Annotated in this window: 14 protein-coding genes, 5 tRNA genes and 4 pseudogenes; 9 read left to right on the top strand and 14 right to left on the bottom strand. The window is 50.7% G+C overall.

Going from position 1 to position 18513, the window contains the following annotated elements:
* Nucleotides 1–35: 35 nt before the first annotated feature.
* Nucleotides 36–125 (bottom strand) — tRNA-Ser (locus tag ACLJNW_RS01600).
* A gap of 88 nt (nt 126–213) precedes the next feature.
* Here ACLJNW_RS01600 and mtfA point away from each other — a divergent pair.
* From mtfA to ACLJNW_RS01575, 5 genes and pseudogenes are all read left to right on the top strand, one after another.
* Nucleotides 214–1011 carry a DgsA anti-repressor MtfA gene (gene mtfA, locus ACLJNW_RS01595; protein ID WP_000598920.1) on the top strand — a complete coding sequence of 266 codons (798 nt, stop codon included), beginning with the start codon at nt 214–216 and terminating at the stop codon, nt 1009–1011.
* Between the two features lie 100 nt (nt 1012–1111).
* Nucleotides 1112–1187: transfer RNA gene (locus tag ACLJNW_RS01590), tRNA-Asn, on the top strand.
* A 167-nt stretch (nt 1188–1354) separates the two neighbouring features.
* Nucleotides 1355–1660, top strand: a pseudogene (locus ACLJNW_RS01585) (Arm DNA-binding domain-containing protein); the annotation flags it as partial.
* 421 nt (nt 1661–2081) lie between these two features.
* Nucleotides 2082–2157, top strand: a tRNA-Asn gene (locus tag ACLJNW_RS01580).
* Nucleotides 2158–2808: 651 nt separating this feature from the next.
* On the top strand, nt 2809–4263 hold the full coding sequence (locus ACLJNW_RS01575; RefSeq protein WP_000428191.1) for an AMP nucleosidase: 1455 nt from the start codon (nt 2809–2811) through the stop codon (nt 4261–4263).
* Between the two features lie 521 nt (nt 4264–4784).
* Here the strand turns inward: ACLJNW_RS01575 and ACLJNW_RS01570 are convergent.
* A complete protein-coding gene (locus ACLJNW_RS01570) occupies nt 4785–4958 on the bottom strand; it encodes a hypothetical protein (protein ID WP_000957535.1) in 174 nt (57 codons plus the stop codon).
* A gap of 47 nt (nt 4959–5005) precedes the next feature.
* On the opposite strand from ACLJNW_RS01570, the pseudogene ACLJNW_RS01565 reads away from it, so the two are divergent.
* A pseudogene (locus ACLJNW_RS01565) lies at nt 5006–5110 on the top strand (DUF520 family protein); the annotation flags it as partial.
* 57 nt (nt 5111–5167) lie between these two features.
* Here the strand turns inward: ACLJNW_RS01565 and ACLJNW_RS01560 are convergent.
* From ACLJNW_RS01560 to ACLJNW_RS01530, 7 genes and pseudogenes are all read right to left on the bottom strand, one after another.
* Nucleotides 5168–6910: a hypothetical protein gene (locus ACLJNW_RS01560; protein ID WP_024154643.1), complete on the bottom strand. Its 1743-nt coding sequence runs from the start codon at nt 6908–6910 to the stop codon at nt 5168–5170.
* A 56-nt stretch (nt 6911–6966) separates the two neighbouring features.
* Nucleotides 6967–8661, bottom strand: a complete 1695-nt coding sequence (locus ACLJNW_RS01555) for an SEL1-like repeat protein (protein WP_010989035.1) — start codon at nt 8659–8661, stop codon at nt 6967–6969.
* A 683-nt stretch (nt 8662–9344) separates the two neighbouring features.
* Nucleotides 9345–9623, bottom strand: a pseudogene (locus ACLJNW_RS01550) (transposase); the annotation flags it as partial.
* An 85-nt stretch (nt 9624–9708) separates the two neighbouring features.
* Nucleotides 9709–10176: pseudogene (locus tag ACLJNW_RS01545) on the bottom strand (phage integrase N-terminal domain-containing protein); the annotation flags it as partial.
* Nucleotides 10177–10649: 473 nt separating this feature from the next.
* Entirely contained in the window at nt 10650–11174 is a 525-nt protein-coding gene (locus ACLJNW_RS01540) for a peptidase (protein WP_001219019.1), read from the bottom strand.
* 163 nt (nt 11175–11337) lie between these two features.
* Nucleotides 11338–11413, bottom strand: a tRNA-Asn gene (locus ACLJNW_RS01535).
* Between the two features lie 140 nt (nt 11414–11553).
* Nucleotides 11554–13011 carry an EmmdR/YeeO family multidrug/toxin efflux MATE transporter gene (locus ACLJNW_RS01530; RefSeq protein WP_023204221.1) on the bottom strand — a complete coding sequence of 486 codons (1458 nt, stop codon included), beginning with the start codon at nt 13009–13011 and terminating at the stop codon, nt 11554–11556.
* Nucleotides 13012–13170: 159 nt separating this feature from the next.
* On the opposite strand from ACLJNW_RS01530, the gene ACLJNW_RS01525 reads away from it, so the two are divergent.
* Nucleotides 13171–13246 (top strand) — tRNA-Asn (locus tag ACLJNW_RS01525).
* Nucleotides 13247–13410: 164 nt separating this feature from the next.
* Complete coding sequence (locus ACLJNW_RS01520) at nt 13411–13713, top strand: Arm DNA-binding domain-containing protein (RefSeq protein ID WP_001219031.1); 303 nt, start codon at nt 13411–13413, stop codon at nt 13711–13713.
* An 18-nt stretch (nt 13714–13731) separates the two neighbouring features.
* Here the strand turns inward: ACLJNW_RS01520 and arsB are convergent, their stop codons facing one another.
* From arsB to ACLJNW_RS01495, 5 genes are read right to left on the bottom strand one after another with little or no spacing between them, the layout of a single operon-like run.
* Complete coding sequence (gene arsB / locus ACLJNW_RS01515) at nt 13732–14781, bottom strand: ACR3 family arsenite efflux transporter (protein WP_001276040.1); 1050 nt, start codon at nt 14779–14781, stop codon at nt 13732–13734.
* A 17-nt stretch (nt 14782–14798) separates the two neighbouring features.
* On the bottom strand, nt 14799–16559 hold the full coding sequence (arsA, locus tag ACLJNW_RS01510; protein WP_023210638.1) for an arsenical pump-driving ATPase: 1761 nt from the start codon (nt 16557–16559) through the stop codon (nt 14799–14801).
* Nucleotides 16560–16602: 43 nt separating this feature from the next.
* Nucleotides 16603–16965, bottom strand: coding sequence for an arsenite efflux transporter metallochaperone ArsD (arsD, locus tag ACLJNW_RS01505; RefSeq protein WP_000849417.1), 363 nt, complete (start codon nt 16963–16965; stop codon nt 16603–16605).
* Nucleotides 16966–16998: 33 nt separating this feature from the next.
* Complete coding sequence (locus ACLJNW_RS01500) at nt 16999–17475, bottom strand: arsenate reductase ArsC (protein ID WP_001101539.1); 477 nt, start codon at nt 17473–17475, stop codon at nt 16999–17001.
* Nucleotides 17472–17846, bottom strand: coding sequence for an ArsR/SmtB family transcription factor (locus ACLJNW_RS01495; RefSeq protein WP_023204219.1), 375 nt, complete (start codon nt 17844–17846; stop codon nt 17472–17474). Before ACLJNW_RS01495 ends, ACLJNW_RS01500 begins: the two co-directional genes overlap by 4 nt.
* Nucleotides 17847–18259: 413 nt before the next feature.
* Here ACLJNW_RS01495 and ACLJNW_RS01490 point away from each other — a divergent pair, with 413 nt between their 5' ends.
* The gene (locus ACLJNW_RS01490; protein ID WP_001624696.1) at nt 18260–18445 is read left to right on the top strand and encodes an Arm DNA-binding domain-containing protein; all 186 of its coding nucleotides are present in this window, start codon (nt 18260–18262) and stop codon (nt 18443–18445) included.
* The last annotated feature ends 68 nt before the right edge of the window (nt 18446–18513 follow it).

The raw sequence follows: 18513 nt of genomic DNA, 5'->3' as shown, positions 1-18513 counted from the left end.
ATCGCTGAAAGAAGATGAGCTAAGTGTTTGAATTGTGGCGGAGAGAGGGGGATTTGAACCCCCGGTAGAGTTGCCCCTACTCCGGTTTTCGAGACCGGTCCGTTCAGCCGCTCCGGCATCTCTCCGTATATTGCAATGATGCCAGGTAATTTGGCATTTTAACAGACCCTATTCGGGTAATTTTGTTCAAGTGACGAGTTTACGAGCAAAACGATGATTAAGTGGCCCTGGAAAGCACAAGAAATAACCCAGAACGAAGACTGGCCGTGGGATGATGCGCTGGCTATACCTCTTCTGGTAAACCTCACCGCGCAAGAACAGGCTCGGCTTATTGCGCTAGCCGAACGTTTTTTGCAGCAGAAAAGACTGGTAGCGCTACAGGGATTTGAGCTCGACTCGTTAAAAAGTGCACGTATTGCGTTAATTTTTTGCTTACCGATCCTGGAGCTCGGTATTGAGTGGCTTGATGGTTTTCATGAAGTGCTCATTTATCCCGCGCCCTTTGTGGTAGATGATGAATGGGAAGATGACATAGGTCTGGTGCACAGCCAGCGTGTCGTACAGTCGGGGCAAAGCTGGCAACAAGGGCCCATTATTCTGAACTGGCTGGATATCCAGGACTCGTTCGATGCTTCGGGTTTCAACCTCATTATTCATGAAGTCGCGCACAAACTGGATATGCGTAATGGCGATCGCGCCAGCGGCATCCCTTTCATCCCGTTGCGCGATGTGGCTGGCTGGGAACACGATCTCCACGCGGCAATGAATAATATTCAGGATGAAATCGATCTTGTTGGCGAAAGCGCTGCCAGTATAGATGCCTATGCCGCCACCGACCCTGCAGAATGTTTTGCCGTGTTGTCAGAGTATTTTTTCAGCGCGCCAGAACTGTTTGCTCCACGTTTCCCGGCACTATGGCAGCGTTTTTGCCAGTTCTATCGCCAGGATCCTTCTCAGCGCTTACGGGTAAGCGCTGCCGAAGGCGACTACGGCGAGGAATCCGAACATTAATTCCTCACTTTGTGGGTTAATTAACCAATTGAATTGGCGCGTTAATTTTACTGTTGACACGTTATAGCCGGCCCAGTATTATGCGCCTCGTTGAAACAATTCCTCTGTAGTTCAGTCGGTAGAACGGCGGACTGTTAATCCGTATGTCACTGGTTCGAGTCCAGTCAGAGGAGCCAAATTTAGGAAAGCAGACGTTCACTGGCGTCTGCTTTCTGCATTTATATCAACTGATTAACCCCTTCTTCAGGTTCACTCTCGTTTACTAAAAACCACTCGAAGCTATACCCTTTTGCTGGTAAAGCTGGTTCGATTTGCGTTTTACCAGCACGCGGAGGGAACCGTCATGTCACTGACTGATACTAAAGTAAAAAATGCCAGACCAGCGGAAAAGGCCGTCAAGCTCGCTGACGGGTTTGGCCTCTATCGATTCAAAATACTGGCAGTCAGGCTATCGCTTTAATGGCAAACAGAAGGTGTTTTCTATTGGGGTTTACCCTGCGGTTTCTCTTGCTGATGCCAGACAACGCCGTGACGAGGTCAAAAGGCTGCTGGATCAGGGGATTGACCCGAACGCAAAAAACAGGCTGATGAAAAAATCCTTCAGGAAAAGCGCGATAAAACCCGCTCGTTCCGTGTCGTCGCCAAAAGCTGATGCACCATAATTCTGCCTATGATATTGACGGAAATCTTTTCGCCTGCACCAGAAATTTATCTGCCATTTCCGCTACCGGCGTCAGACTGCCTGTATCAACCATTTTCACAAAATATTTCACGTCTAAAGTTCATTCTACTCCCTGCCCTTAATCTCTACGGCGTTATGTCTCAGAATTATTTGCCAAGTGCCTGCCAGTTTTTCACGTTTCATCAGACGCTGGTACATAGCCATTGCGGTAAGGTCACAGCATTTGACTTGTGCAATTACAGACAAAGTTGCGCCATGCCGGAGCAAAGTAGGAATTAGATCAAAACTTCAACGCTTTGTTGTTTTTGTCAGCAAACAAACGCGCAACCTTATTTCCCCCTTTGACAAGCCGATCGCACATCGTTACTATGCGCCCCGTTCACACGATTCCTCTGTAGTTCAGTCGGTAGAACGGCGGACTGTTAATCCGTATGTCACTGGTTCGAGTCCAGTCAGAGGAGCCAGATTTTAGTTTCGGGATATCCTGGTGAGTCCGGAGACGTTTAAAAAACAATAAATTATCTTTACCCGGTTGACCTGAGAAGGTTTACCGGGTTTTTTGATATCTGTTATTTTGGCGTCCGAGTGCCTCCAGGTTCGTTAAACAAATAGCCTTTCACGATGGCACTCACTGATACTGCTATCCGTAGGCTCAAACCCACCGATAAAAATTTCTGCATCAGAAAATAACAGATTGCATCCAGCGTCCTAAAACCATGCAGGGAGTGCGAAAACTGCTGCCTGATACATGGTGCCTGACAGCCCCTTACTTATAATTATCTTGATCCTGTTTACGCTAGCTTAAAAAACCAATATTAAAACCAGTGAAATTTCCAACGGCGTCTTTGATAGTAAACTGACGATTATCGCTGCCGATGGCTCCGCCTTGGGGAATGCCATTTTAATCATATGGGCGTTAATGCCTCCTCCGATACCGCGCCAAAATGGGAAATCTTCAGCGACGCTTTCACCGCCGCCGCTGATGAAGAGGCGGATGTGGCAGGTGATCTGGCGGTTACCTGTGCCGCCGCCCCTACGCTAACCCCTTTAGTTTCCTCCTTTGCTGTCATACTATCGAATGACGTGCCTCACCTGTGAACGCTAAGGAGAATAATATGGAAAATAAAGGCACAAACCTAACGCCCGAGCAGGCGCTGGATCGCCTGGAGGAGCTATACGAGCAGTCGGTTAACGCGCTCCGTGAAGCCATCGCTGACTATGTTGATAACGGTACGCTGCCCGATCCCCACGCCAGGCTTAACGGACTGTTTGTTTATCCTTCGCTGTCTGTAAGCTGGGATGGCGCGACACCGAACCCGCCTAAAACACGCGCTTTTGGACGCTTTACTCATCCCGGCTGTTATACCACTACCGTTACGCGGCCTGCGCTATTTCGCGCTTATCTTCTGGAACAGCTTAACCTCGTTTACCATGATTATGGCGCGCATATTGCGGTAGAGGCCTCGCACCATGAGATCCCGTATCCTTATGTGATCGATGGCTCGGCTCTGACGCTGGATCGTTCTATGAGCGCCGGGCTAACGCGCCATTTTCCTACCACAGAACTGGCGCAGATTGGCGATGAGACGGCAGACGGTCTGTTCCACCCCGGCGAATTCTATCCGCTATCGCACTTCGACGCGCGTCGTGTTGACTTCTCGTTGGCCCGGTTACGGCACTATACCGGTACGCCGGTTGAACATTTTCAGCCCTTCGTTTTGTTTACCAACTACACCCGCTATGTCGATGAGTTTGTGCGCTGGGGATGCAGCCAAATTCTTGATCCTGACAGTCCCTATATCGCGCTTTCCTGTGCCGGCGGAATTTGGATCACGGCAGAAACGGAAGCGCCGGAAGAGGCTATTTCCGATCTGGCCTGGAAGAAGCATCAGATGCCCGCCTGGCACCTGGTAACGGCAGATGGGCAGGGGATTACGCTGGTAAATATCGGTGTCGGCCCTTCAAATGCTAAAACGATTTGCGACCATTTGGCCGTGTTGCGGCCTGACGTCTGGCTTATGATTGGGCACTGTGGAGGGTTACGAGAAAGTCAGGCGATTGGCGATTATGTGCTGGCCCATGCCTACTTACGCGATGATCATGTGCTGGATGCCGTTCTGCCGCCTGATATTCCGATTCCAAGCATTGCGGAAGTACAGCGTGCGCTGTACGACGCTACCAAAGCGGTTAGCGGAATGCCCGGCGAAGAGGTGAAACAGCGACTGCGCACGGGAACGGTCGTCACCACGGATGACCGTAACTGGGAGCTTCGTTATTCCGCATCGGCGCTGCGATTCAACCTTAGCCGCGCGGTCGCGATTGATATGGAGAGCGCGACGATAGCAGCCCAGGGCTATCGCTTCCGCGTGCCTTACGGCACGCTGCTTTGTGTTTCTGACAAACCTTTACACGGTGAAATTAAACTGCCCGGGCAGGCAAACCGGTTTTATGAGGGGGCTATTTCAGAACATTTGCAAATTGGTATTCGTGCTATTGATTTACTACGCGCAGAAGGTGATCGTTTGCACTCACGTAAATTACGTACGTTTAATGAGCCGCCGTTTCGCTAACGAAATGAGCTGTCGCCTGCTGCTGGACAGGAGTGGAAGAGGCGTATTTATGTGATATGGAAAGCGGCTGAATGAAGCCTTAGCGGGAGGCGATTCTGCATCCCGCTAAGGCCTTATTGTGCCGCGAGCTTCATCACCATCGCCGGATACCTGTCGCCGATAACCGCGTCTATGCCAGGAAACGCGCCGGAAGGCGAAAACATTGCGCCACACTTCACGCTCCTTGAGCGCCTGACCCACAAGCCCGGATTAACAAGCAGATACCGACCGTGAGAATCGATCAGCTTAAAGGGGTTATCAGAAGGCTTGATACTGAGGATTTTCGCGTCAGACAGGGATATAGGGTGGTCACGCCATTATCGAACTCATAGCGCCACGAGTGGCGCGGAAAGCCTTCATCATCATAGTGGCGCACGTCGGTAAAGCGCACCAGCCGGTGCTCGCCGTTCCATTCAAATCGGTGCTCCCGGCACTGCGCCTTGCCCCAGCGGTCAGCGATGGGATTGCCGAACTCGTCGTACTCATAGTGGTGGTCTGCCCTGTAGCAGCAGGCGGTCGCCTTTGACTTTCGCCTGATGCTCGCCACCTTCGGGCGGCATGTTCATGCCCAGCAGGTTGTCGTCGTCGTCAAAGCTGAACTCCTCGTGCAGGGCGTTCCAGCGCGGGTCTTCCGGCAGGCGGTGTTGGGTCAACATTAATATCTTGCGGTAATCTCTGTGGGTTTGGATTCGAATTTACGTTAGTGCGTGTGACCGGTAAATCCCGCGACGATCTGCAGGCAGTGATGGTGCTGATGCGCGGCGGCAATCTGGGCCAGCCGTTCCAGTTCAAAAACTTCCGCGATTGATTTTTCCCGCCCGCCGCCTTCCCGCATGTGAGAAAGGTGGCCGGGCGGGTAAATCGATTAAGGCGTGGCTTTTTTAGGCTCTGCGGCCTTGTTATACAACGCCTGAATCAGCGCCTGCTGTTCCGCTCCCGGTATGATACCCAATCTGTGAAAAATATTCCCAATCTGATAAAGCTGCTGATTACCGGTGTCGTCCTGGCGGGTAATCGACGCCTGCGTGGTTAATTTTTTCAGCGTAAAGGTAATATGTTCCTGACACTCGGGCGTGTTTTCAGAACAAATCTGGCGTAACAGCATCAGGTTTTTATTATCGACCCTATCTGCGTTAATCATCAATTCCCTTGCCTGACTCCACTGTTTTGCATTCATGTAGTGGTCGATCATCGCCTCCTCTTCGAGAGAGGGAACGTGCTGGTGTAACACCCGTTTGGCATTCACCGTGTCGTTGCCATAGCCGTAAAGCTCTGCAAGTCTTTGAAAGGAAAGTGACATATCTTCATCAGGCCAAGCTTTTGCTTGGCTGAGGTAAATCGCCTCGGCGCTGACGGCTAATTTTTGCGCTGCCTCAGGATGGCCAATTTCTTTGAGTACTTCACCTATTTCATTTGTTGCATCTTCCCATTCGGCGAACGTCAGGGTTTGCGCCTCGGCGGAGAGGGTTGCGATATGCTTTTCCGCCACAGCATTCTGCTTATGCTGAAAGAGATTCTTCAGCGCTTTGATTTTGTACTCGTAGCAATACCTGTCGTCGTAGCAGGTATATTCCGGCGCGCTCATCAGCAAATCGATACGCTTATTCATCAGCGCAACATCATCAAGCTTGCTTAATAAATCAATCAGCTCCATTTCAATGCGCGGCGAAGGGGCAAAATTGAATATTTTATCGACCTGCGTCACATAGGTTGAAAGCGTCTCCTGATAATTCTGTGTCAGCTCGTTTTTCTTATAAAAAGAGAGCAATCCCGGTAATGAATACTGGAAATAGCTTCCTTTATTGCCGGTTGCTTTGCGCAATCTCGCAGACAACGCCATCGCCTTCTCTTTATTACCCGTGGCGTAATAGATCTCCATCAGGTCGAGATACTCCTGATAACGGTAGGCTTCAGCACTCGGTTGTTGAGCAATAGCCGTATCAAACATTTTCAGCGCGCTATTTGCGTAAACCAACGCCTTTGCGGTGTCACCCTTGGCATGGTACTGCTTCGCAATAATAAGCAGCATTTTTAGCTGAGTATAAGGAACAACAATTTTATCAGCGTAATTTTCATTATAAATAGCGGCGGTTTTATCAGGATCTGAGTGCCAGGATTTTAAAACCGTGGCTAAATAAAAATTCCTCGCGTCGGCATTTTTGCTAAGAAGGGCTAAGGCTTTTTCAGGCTGTTTGCGATTAACCCAGCGATTAACCCAGCCATCAACGTAGCTCTCGTAGGCGGTAATGCTCGACGGTTTATCGAGACCAATTTTGGACAGGAAAACCATCGCGGCATCCGGGCTATTATTTTCAGCGATCCACGAGGCCTCATGGTTTAGCGAAAACTTCGCATCATTCGATTGTGTGTCCAGCTTTTTCAGTAATGCATCCGCACGGCTCATCGGGCCGTACATAAACAGTTCCCTGTGTAATTCAAACCAGGCTGCCTGCGATTTAAAAGTGGTGTTTTCATTTAAAGGGACGGCATTTTGCAGTTTCTGTTCGACAACTGACCAGACATCAGGCGATTGCTGACTTTGTGCAACGCTCTGATAAGAGTAAAAAACCGTGGCAGCTGTGAGTAATGTGGCGAATTTAAATTTCATAGCAACGTGTATCCTTTCAGTTCCGTTTGAATAGCCTCTTTACAGCAAAGTCATATTTACTTAGTTTGAGGCGTTAATTCCTTTAAGGCTGCCAGTGCAGGTTTGACGCCGCCTTTTACCGCCGCTGTAAGATGAAGTTTGGCTTTGTTGAGGTCTTTCTCAACGCCATCACCATTCCTGTACATGAGTCCAAGGTTATAGTGCGCCTGAGCATTTCCCTGGTCAGCGGATTTTTTAATCCACTTATAGGCTTCCGGCAGGTTTTTCGGCATTCCTTCGCCGATAAGATTTAAATATCCCACTTCTAACTGCGCATCACTTTCGCCAAGCTCTGCCGCTTTGAATAAATAGGAGAGATATTTTTTACTGTCTTGCGCTACGCCATCACCGTCGTTGTACGCATAGGCCAAAAAGAGAAGCGCGCCGGGATGATTTTGCTCTGCGGACTGAGTTAACCATTTCATCGCCGCATCGTAGTTTGTGCATTCAAACTCATACTTACCTAAATGATATTGCGCAGTGCTGTCACCCTGCTTTGCCTTATTGGTGACGTCAGTCGGCGCATATAGCTCTGAAAGCTCTTCATCGTTGTGGTAACAACGGATGTATTTTATGCCGTCTTCATCATAGGCTTCTTCTGTACCTTCCTTGTCGCCATCGACATAGGGCAGCGCACTTAAGACCTTACCCGTACGATCGTTAAACTCTCTTTTCAGGCCGTTTCTTTCATCATTAGCAAACATAACCTCTTCAACAAGTTTACCGGTACGTTCGCTCCAGCGGCGATCGGCTCCCTGCTTTTTATCGTCTTTATATTCGGTGGTATAGGTGAGTTTGCCCTGTTCATTCCAGTGCTTAGCGTCCCCATTTAGCATACCGTTTTTATAGGGATAGACTGATTCGCGGTGACCATTTTCGTACCACTTTTCGAAATCCCCGTCTAACACATCATGTTTATACATTTTGGATGAGGCAGGCTTTCCGTTGCTGAACCATTCTTTGACCGCACCATGTTTACGGCCTTCACTATCAAAAGAGGATTCTTCTTTGGGATGCCCATTTTCATACCAGCTCTGAGCAGAAAGCTGTTTGCCATTTTTATAGGTCGCTTTAGAAAGGAGTTTGCCCTCTTCACTGTATTGTTCGAACGTTCCGTCGTTTTCACCTTGGTTATTTCTGTGGTAAACACCACGAATTTTACCGGTAGAATAATATTCCGTACTGGTGCCGACAATGGTGCCTTTACTGTATGAATATTTCCCCTTTATTTTCCCATCAGGGAAATATTCAAATGCCGGGCCTTCCAGTTTCTGATTTAAATAGCTGTGTTTTTGTTTTAAAACGCCGTTATCATAAAAATGTGGGCATTCGCCATCTTTAATTTTACCTTGGGCAAAGTAACGTTTACTTTCAACGGCTCCGTTTTCATGGTATACGATGTATTCCCCTTCGGGTTGACCATCTTTAAACGTCAGCGTTTCCGCTATTTTGTCTTTTTCATCAAAGTAAGTTTCAGCTTTTCCGTCACGCTTATTTTGCGCATTATAATGATAAATACTTTTGAGATTGCCGCTTTCATAGAAAGATTTAAATACAGAAACACGTTGTCGGTTAGCGAAGTTTTCTTCGTTGGTATAGCCTTCAAAGGCTATCTGTTTACTCTGCATCACCTCCCCTGTTTCTTCTGAGGATTCCAGATACCAGCCGGTGACTTTCCATAATTTTTTCTCTTTGTCATAGGGGAGGGGCATATGGACTACTGTTGTTACCTGACGTTTAACCGTCGGTTGCAGTTCATCATCCAGCCACAAGTCAGACGATCTTTTCATGTATTCGGCACCGCACAGCGCTTCGGTACATAGCTCGATTCCAGTCAGCATGGGCGTGCCGCCAGCATCGCACTGATCGACCGTCAGGTAAAAATAACGGTCATCGAGAATAGCCGGTCTTAAACTGCGTATTTTATTAATATATTCTTCTGTCGTCAGTCCCATTGATTCTGCGCGCGCAGAAAGGGTATTAGTATTACAGGGTGTTTTATCTTTAAAATAATAACGGTCGGCGAGTAAAAGTTTCAGGTCACTGCTAATGGCGGTTTTATTAAAATCGATATTTTCAATTTGGGCGATGAAATTAACGGGTTTGGATTCTGTACTGGGGGATTGTTTTGCACATATATTCGCGCAATATAATGAAACTATAATTGTTATGAATATTTTCTTCAAGATGTTCTCCTTGTATGAATAATAACTCCCTGAAACTTATTTCATGCTATAGAAACAAAGAGTTAATGTAAAGGATGCGAGGAGCATATTCTGGCAGGAGAGAGTTTTCTTCAGTTACCAGTAAGAATAATTTAAGTATTACGAGCGCGTTGTTTTTAATTTGATAATAACGCGCTGATGATTATTAACGATTATATACCCAATAAACCTCAAGATGCGGGAGTGAGCACCTGAAAGTGATCTTTAATTCGGGATGTCAGTGAGTCCGCTATATCCGGCAGCGTCTGGTTAAAAAAGACAGATATTGCGTCCCTGAACTCTCGCGTACTGCTGAAGTAGCGATTATTCCGGGCATGTTCGTTCATTAATTTCCACATTCGTTCTATCGGATTCAGGTTTGGACTGTAAGGGGGAAGGTAATGCAGCCTGATATTTACCACCTCCGCCCAGTCTTTCACTAACTGTGAACGGTGGTAACCTGCTCCATCCGCTGCTCGCTCTTAGCCAGCTGTCAAATTTGCCCATACACCTGCGCCACATACCGCCCACGCCCGTCCCCATGCCCCAGATCCATTGCACTCTCTGCACCGCTTCCTGTGAACGTAAGCCCATCAGCCTCGCCAGTTCCAGCGCCGCTGCCAGTCCCGGATCTTTCATGCGGGCCGTCTCCAGCACATGATGATAATGTTCCGGCGTGATCGCCTGTCGCGTCCCGCTGCGCGATGCACCAGCCAGACCCAGCGATTTATTAGTCAGCCACTCATGCGCTGCCACCTGTTTACGCCCGGCCTGTTGCAGAACAGCGCGCAGCGAGGCCATTTCATTTTGCAGCGTGCGTTTGCCGATCCCCTGCGCCAACCTTTCATGAATATAGCTTTCAATGTGGCGCACCTTAATCTGCGCAACCCGCTGGATATGGACGTTCAAAGCCCGTAAGTGGTGATCGAAACGCTGCACGATATGAATGCAATCGTTCACCGTTTTATGGCTACCGCCACAGTGCTTTGCCAGTGCCTTCATTTCACCACCTAACTTGCCCATACACTTCTCCTGTGATTTTGAGAACACAAACAGTCTCCGGCGTATGCTCTTTGGCTGCGCCAGAACGATACCTTTACGCCGGAGTGGCAGTTTGTTGAGGTATAGGGAGTTTCAGACTGTACGCGGTACAGGCTGCCTGCGTGAGCAGAAATTCTCCGGGGCATCAGCCCCCCCTCGGTATCGATCTTTTTCTCTTCTTTCTTGCTGACAGCGGCCCCAAAAAGGCGTGTCAGATTCGGGAATGAACGCCGGAACCCCGAAAACAGGGGCATGGCGCGGTGTAGTGGTTGTGCGTCACTTTGTCGCTTTGCGCGACGAAAGTGACGCACCGGTTGAGTGCCGGGCGCGAAAGATCGCGGATTCTGGCGCAGATTGACGGTCACGCGGCAGCAAAGCCGGACGTCTTTGCAGGCCGCAGCCCGTAAAGTAAAAGGCGCTGATGTGGTAACAGGTGCCGGGTGGAATCGCTTCCGTCACGGTGCAGCATTGACCAGAGATCTGGCGCAGGTACCATCGAGATACTCTTTCAGTTCTTTGGTACCGAACGTGTCGATAGCCCGCTGAGCTGCGCCAAGATTAGACGCCAGCTTGTCACCGCCAATGTCTTTATCGGCTTTAACTGCCGCAGCCCAGTCTTCTGTTTGCTTCTGCCATGACTCCGCTTGCTGTTGTTGCACTCCCGCCAGCACTTTCGGATAGACGTCCACCAGCTTCTGCGCCTGCTCTTGCGTCAGGTTCAGTTCACGCGCCACTGGTTCGAACTGCGCCAGCGCGCTGGTATCGAGTTCCTGACCTTCAGGGGCGGTGAACGCGTATTTCTCCGGCGCGCCGGGCGGCGTTTCTTCTTTCGGTGGAGTGGGCTTATTGGGATCGGCGGGTGGGTCGTGTGGTTTTTCAGAAGCGGGACCATCTGACGGTGGAGCGGCGGGTGGATTTTCTGACGGTTTTCCTGTACCCGGATCGGTCTGCGTGCCACCAGCGGTATCGGTTAATGCCATAGGAGGGGGCTCCATTTACTCAACGAACCGTGAGGCCCCGATTAAGCCCCAAAAACTATGGATGTCAAAAAACCCGGCAAACCTTATCAGATCAACCGGGTAAAGATAATTTCTTGTTTTTTAAACGTCTCCGGACTCGCCAGGATGTCCCGAAACTAAAATCTGGCTCCTCTGACTGGACTCGAACCAGTGACATACGGATTAACAGTCCGCCGTTCTACCGACTGAACTACAGAGGAATCGTGTGAACGGGGCGAATATTAACGAGGTGCCCCTGGCTTGTCAAAGCCTGTTTTCACAAAAAAAGTTCGTTTGCTGCTTTATTCCACACTTCGGTTAAAATTCACCGTTTCCTGATGATTTTCACAGCAAAAAGCGCTTACTCCCTCTTTACGCGCGGGTATCTCCACAGCCAGCGCCCGCTTATCAGACGCCAGTAAAACAGTGCGCCACGCACGGCCCAGTCAAGAAACATCCCCAGCCAAACCCCTACAACCCCCATACCCAGCACAATACCAAGCGTATACCCTGCCACAACGCGACAGCCCCACATCCCCAGCATCGATACCCACATCGCAAATCGCACATCGCGCGCGCCTTTAAAACCCGACGGCAACACCCACGCGGCCGCCCAAATTGGCATAAAGACAGCATTAAGCCAGAGCAGAACTTTCACTACCTCTTTTACGTCCTGCTCCTGGGTATAAAATGAGGCAAACAGACCCGCGAACGGCGCTGTCCCCCAGGCGATTGCCGTAAGTACGATAGTCGACATCCAGAATACATGGCGCAATTGACGCTCTGCCTGACCAATTTGTCCGGTACCAAGACGCTTACCGGTGATAATAGTCGACGCCGAACCAAGGGCGTTACCCGGCAGGTTGATAAGCGCCGCCACGGAAAAGGCAATAAAGTTACCCGCAATAACGTTAGTGCCCATTCCGGCGACAAACATTTGCGTCAGTAGCTTGCCACCGTTGAACAGCACTGATTCAATGCTCGCCGGAATACCGATACCCATCACTTCCCAGATAATGCCGAAATTCAGCGGCTTCAGATAGCTTTTCAGCGGAATGCGCAGCGCCGGATTAAAACCAATCATCAGCACCCAAATAATCGCTACTGCGCCGATGTAGCGCGAAATGGTTAATCCCAGCCCCGCACCGGCAAAACCCAGCCCTTGCCAGGAGAAAGCCCCGTAAATCAGGATGCTGCTGATGATAATATTGAGAATGTTCATCCCGCCGTTAATCATCAACGGGATTTTCGTATTCCCTGCCCCACGCAGCGCGCCGCTACCGATTAGCGCAATTGCCGCAGCCGGATAACTCAGCACTGTCAGTTCAAGGTACGTTAACGCCAGCCCCTTTACTTCTGGCGTCGCCTCGCCTGCGACAATATTAATAATTTCACTGCCGAAATAATGAATGACCACTGCCAGCACAACGGCAAATAGCGTCATAATCACCAGCGACTGGCGCGCCGCCGCCCTTGCGCGTCGCCTGTCGCGCTTGCCGAGGCTAAAGGCGACCACCACCGTAGTACCAAGATCGATAGCCGCAAAAAAAGCCATAATTACCATATTAAAACTGTCGGCAAGCCCCACGCCCGCCATTGCTTCCTTGCCCAGCCAACTGACGAGAAAAGTACTGAGCACGCCCATTAGCAAAACACAGGTATTTTCCAGAAAAATAGGGATAGCAAGTGGGGTGATTTCACGCCAGAACAACACTTTGTAGCTCTTGCGTTTGGCATACCAGGGCGTACGGACGACAGCCTGGCGTAAGGCAGTGGAGACGTTCAAAATGGACCTTAAAGAAGAGAGTTGAAACCACATTTCAATAATGAGCGAGAAATCGTAAGGCTGCAAAGCTTTTTGCAGAAAAAATGTCTGCAAATGCAACAAAGTGATGAGATAACCCGCAATCGAATCTGTAAGAGGTTAAATGGGGTTTGACAAAAATTTTTCCGCCGCTAATATACGACCCCACACGATTCCTCTGTAGTTCAGTCGGTAGAACGGCGGACTGTTAATCCGTATGTCACTGGTTCGAGTCCAGTCAGAGGAGCCAGATTTTAGTTTCGGGACATCCTGGTGAGTCCGGAGACGTTTAAAAAACAAGAACTTATCTTTACCCGGTTAACCTGATAAGGTTTACCGGGTTTTTTGACACCTATAGTTTTTGGGGACTTAATCGGGGGCCTCACGGTTCGTTGAGAAATGGAGCCCCCGCCGATGGCATTAACCGATACCGCTATCCGCAAGATCAAACCCACCGAGAAATCCTTCAAGATTACCGACAGTTCAGGACTCTACCTGCTGATCAAACCCAACGGCTCGAAACTCTGGTACATGAAGTACCGCATTGACGAGAAAGAGAAGAAGCTGGCTTTTGGCCCCTATGCGGTGAAAAAACAGTTAATCAGGTCGAACCCTGCGCAAAATCTGGATGGTGAGTTCACGCCGCCTGAAACACAGCATTACCCGGCCCTGCCCCTTGAGAAACTGTCTGAATGTTTGCCGCGAACGGATAATTAGAGAGGGATAATATCTCCGCTAAGCTCTCTCATACCACCCTTTCGAACGATTCACCACTCGCACAACCAGCAGCATCACCGGCACCTCAATGAGCACCCCAACCACGGTCGCCAGCGCCGCACCGGAATGAAAACCAAACAGGCTGATTGCCGCTGCGACAGCCAGTTCAAAGAAGTTCGATGCGCCGATCAGGCTGGATGGACAGGCAATATTGTGCTTTTCGCCCACCAGTCGATTCAACCCATAGGCCAGTGCCGAGTTAAACAGCACCTGAATCAGAATTGGCACCGCCAGCAGGGCAATGACCAGCGGCTGTTGCAGAATGGCTTCGCCCTGAAACGCAAACAGTAACACCAGCGTTGCCAGTAATGCCGCCATTGACCACGGGCCGATTTTCGTCAGCGCATTATCGAATGCCGCTTGCCCCTTGCGTAGCAGGGCCTTACGCCAGAGCTGGGCCAGAATAACCGGCACAACGATGTATAGTACCACGGAGGTTAACAGGGTGGCCCACGGCACGATGATTGAGGACAAGCCGAGCAACAGCCCAACAATCGGCGCAAAGGCGAAAATCATGATGGCATCGTTCAGCGCCACCTGCGACAGCGTGAAATAAGGGTCGCCGTTGGTGAGTCGGCTCCAGACAAACACCATTGCCGTACAGGGCGCGGCAGCCAGCAGAATAAGCCCGGCAATGTAGCTGTCAAGCTGATCGGTTGGCAGCCACGGCGCGAATAAATAACGGATGAACAGCCAGCCGAGCAGCGCCATTGAGAATGGTTTAACCAGCCAGTTGATAAACAACGTTACGCCGATCCCGCGCCAGTGCGCTTTGACCTGCCCCAATGCCCCGAAATCAATGCGCAGCAGCATAGGAATAATCATTACCCAAATAAGCAAACCGACCGGCAAATTGACGCGGGCAATCTCCAGACCGCCGATAACGCGAAAGACGCCCGGCATTACCTGCCCGAGCAGAATACCGATGGCGATGCAGAGCGCAACCCAGACGCTCAGGTAACGTTCAAACAGGTTCATGGCCGGAGCGGCCTGGGTTTGTGCGGACATAGCAGGCTCCTTTAGGTTTATTTTCCCGTTGTGCTCAGTTGTAGCAAACGTTCCACACCGACAGGCTCTTCCGCCTGTAGCGGCACCAGCGCACAGCGTCGGGCATGGTGGGTACAGACGGCATCAATCTGCGACCGTTCGCGTTCGGCACGCTGGCGCAGCAGCGGCGATGTAGTCGGCGTATTGATCAGGCTGTTATTAATGACCCAGCCCCACGGTTCAATCCCCGCGCGACGCAGGTCGTCCTGCAAATGAGCGGCTTCCAGCACCGGCGTGGTTTCCGCCAGCGTGGCGATGAGAACTTTCGTCTGCTCGCTGTCCTGTAGGCGCATCATGGGCGTCAGTACGGGCTGACCGTGTTCCCCGGCCAGTCGGGCAATCTCACGGTGGTAAGCGCCAGTAGCGTCAAGCAGCAGCAACGTATGGCCGGTTGGTGCGGTATCCATGACGACAAACTGCTTACCTGCCTCCTGAATGATGCGGGAGAAAGCCTGAAACACGGCAATTTCTTCCGTGCAGGGAGAACGCAGATCTTCTTCAAGAACGGCACGACCCTGTTCGTCGAGGTTTTTACCCTGCTCAGCCATCACCTGCTGCCGGTAACGCTCGGTTTCGGCCAGTGGATCGATACGACTGACGGTCAGACCGTCGAATGAGCCATCCAGCGTGTCGGTCAGGTGCGCCGCCAGATCGGATGTGGACAGGTGAACCGGATAACCGCGACGGGCCAGTTCAACGGCAATAGCCGCCGCCAGCGTGGTTTTCCCCACGCCACCTTTGCCCATCAGCATGATCAGGCCATGTCCCTGAGATGCGAACCCATCGATTAGCGATGACAGCGAAGGGAGGTCAACGGGCGGTATATCTCCGCTTTCCACCGGCGCGCCTGTTGCGCTGTCGTCCAGCAGGCCACGTAATGCCACCAGACCCACCATATTGAACGGTTTTAGCGGCAGGCGATCGCAAGGCAATGCTCGCAGGTTATCAGGTAAATGTTGCAGCGCCTGTTGTTCACGTTGATACAGTGCCTGCGCCAGCTTATCGTGTGCGGCTTCCTGATCAGGCAACAGGCCGTTAATGACCAGATACTGCTGCGTCAGGCCGATGGCGGCTAGTTCGTCATAAGTGCGCGATACTTCCTTCAATGTTGCGGTTTGCGCTCTGGCGACCAGCACCATTCGCGTCAGTTCCGCATTCGCCAGTGCGTCTACGGCGGCGCGATACTGGCTGCGCTGTTTTTCCAGCCCGGCCAGCGGTCCGAGACAGGACGCACCGTGCTGGCTGTTGTCGAGATAACCGCTCCACGCGCCGGGCAGTTGCAGCATTCGTAGCGTATGCCCGGTTGGCGCGGTGTCGAACACAATATGATCGTACTCATCGCGCAGTTGCTGATTAGTCAGCAGCGCGGTGAATTCGTCAAAGGCGGCTATTTCGGTGGTACAGGCACCGGAAAGCTGCTCCTCAATACCCGCTACGATGTCGTCCGGCAGAATTCCACGCACCGGTCCAACAATGCGCTCACGGTATGCCGCTGCGGCAGCGGACGGATCGACTTCCAGCGCAGCCAGTCCGTTGACCGCTGCAATCGGGGTTATCTGATGACCAATAGTCTGTTCAAATACCTGCGCCACATTGGAAGCCGGATCGGTGCTGACCAACAGTACACGTTTGCCAGAGGCGGTCAGATGAATCGCGGTAGCACAGGCCAGCGATGTTTTACCCACACCGCCTTTACCGGTAAAAAACAAAAAGGGGGGCACCTGCCGAAGCATCAGCATAAAAAAGACTCCTTTAAATTAAATAAAGCGGGAAATCAGTCCGTCAGCAGCACTTATCGCCGCCGCAACAGGAGGAAGCCGCTGGCGTAAAACTCGAATAGACGGTAAGCCCCATCCAACGCGCCAGTTCCTCTCTGCGAGGGTAGCGACCAGCCAGTGCGACTTCACCATCCACCAGAATCAGCGGTAGCGCCTCTTTGCCGGAACGGGCCAGAAAGCCTTTAACGATTTCGTTCTGTGCGAAGAGCAATGGTTGCTGCGCCAGATTGAAACGCTCAATATTGACGCCCTGCGTTCTGGCCCACTCAAAATCAGCGGCGAATGCGACCAGCGCCGGATCGGTTTCCGGGCCACAGACGCCGGAAGAACAGCATAATGCGGGATCGAAAATCTGAATCGTCTTCATTTGACTCTCCATCAATTATTGAAATACAGGTCGTTAAAAAATTTCGCCAATACGATCCAGTTCAACTTTCAGACGAGCGCGATCGTGCAGCAATTCATTCAGCGGCAGCGCCAGAAAAGCTTCAATACGCGCACGTAATGTCTGGTAAGCAGTGACAAAAGCCGCATCGATTTCGGCATCGCTACCGGTAGCACGAGCCGGATCGTCAACGCCCCAATGGGTACGCATCACGTTACCGAGCCAGGCCGGACAGGTTTCTCCGGCAGCGTTTGAACAGACTGTCACGACAATATCCGGCGTCTGCGGCAGGCCATCCCACAATTTGCTGAAATAGCCTTCTGTTGAAATGCCTTCCCGCGCCAACAACGCCAGTGCTCGGGGATGTACGTAACCCGCCGGGTGACTGCCTGCGCTCATGGCGCGCCATCCGGCAGGAGCCAGATGGTTAAACGTGGCTTCGGCCAGCACGGAACGGCAGGAGTTACCGGTACAGAGAAAAAGTACGTTCATGATTTACTCTTTTTCGTGGTGTTGAGTGGTGGTAAAACGGCTTCTGAGCAGGAAGAAGCCGAACGAAAATCCGCGCATTGTTCCGGGTGGCCTGAGCAGCACTCCTCGGTCAGCCAGCCGATTAAATCCAGCATCAGTGGGATGTTGGCACGATAACGCTGGTAACGACCTTCCTGTTCTACCGTCAGCATCCCGGCTTGCGTCAGCGCCTTTAAATGAAACGATAAGTTAGTCGGCGGGATATCCAGCGTTGAAGCGATCTCCCCGGCAACCATGCCCTCGGTACCCATTTTTATCAGTAGGCGATATACGTCCAGACGTACACCGGAGGAGAGGGATTCAAAGATGGTTGTGGCATTTTGTTTGTTCATAATGTGGGGCGGCCCTCTATGATTCAATATTTCAATCATTATTGAACAATCGAATTAATTCAAGTATCCGTTAATAATATCTAGTGGAAATGGCAAGATGGGGGGAAATAATCCCACTTTTAAAATGTGATAAAAATCACATTCTTAGTGCATCATTACGATCGGGGCTTTTATAAGGGCCTTATTTTGAATTTAGAAAATAAATATTTTATTATTCAATGAGATAAAAAACGCACCCAGTCAGAGGAGCCAAATTCCTGTTTTCAGGCATCTCAGCATGTCTCAATAGTATTTTGATTCAGAGAGTTAGCGTAGAAAACTGTCTCAGTGCATATTGATTTATCTCTCCGCATCGGGACAAATTGGTGGTCTGATTTGGGGTCATTTCAGTTAGATAAAGGAGTGATCACCACATGCCCCTTACTGACAGTAAAATCCGCGCTACTAAACCTTCACCAACTCCCTTTAAACTGACCGCTTCTCACGGTCTGTATCTGCTTGTCAGTCCGGGCGGTTCATGCCTCTGGTATCTCAAATATCATTTCGACCGAAAAGAATACTCGGCGCGGTGGATAAGAGAGCCTTGCAGACGCATATAAAAAACCTCCGGCGATGCCGGAGAAAAGATTTATGACTTTGAGCTTAATCGGAGGGCTCGCGGTTCGCT

Source organism: Salmonella sp. SAL4457 (assembly GCF_046548235.1).
In the GTDB taxonomy this organism is placed as follows: Bacteria; Pseudomonadota; Gammaproteobacteria; order Enterobacterales; family Enterobacteriaceae; genus Salmonella; species Salmonella enterica.
This window is presented reverse-complemented; position numbering and strand designations above follow the sequence as displayed.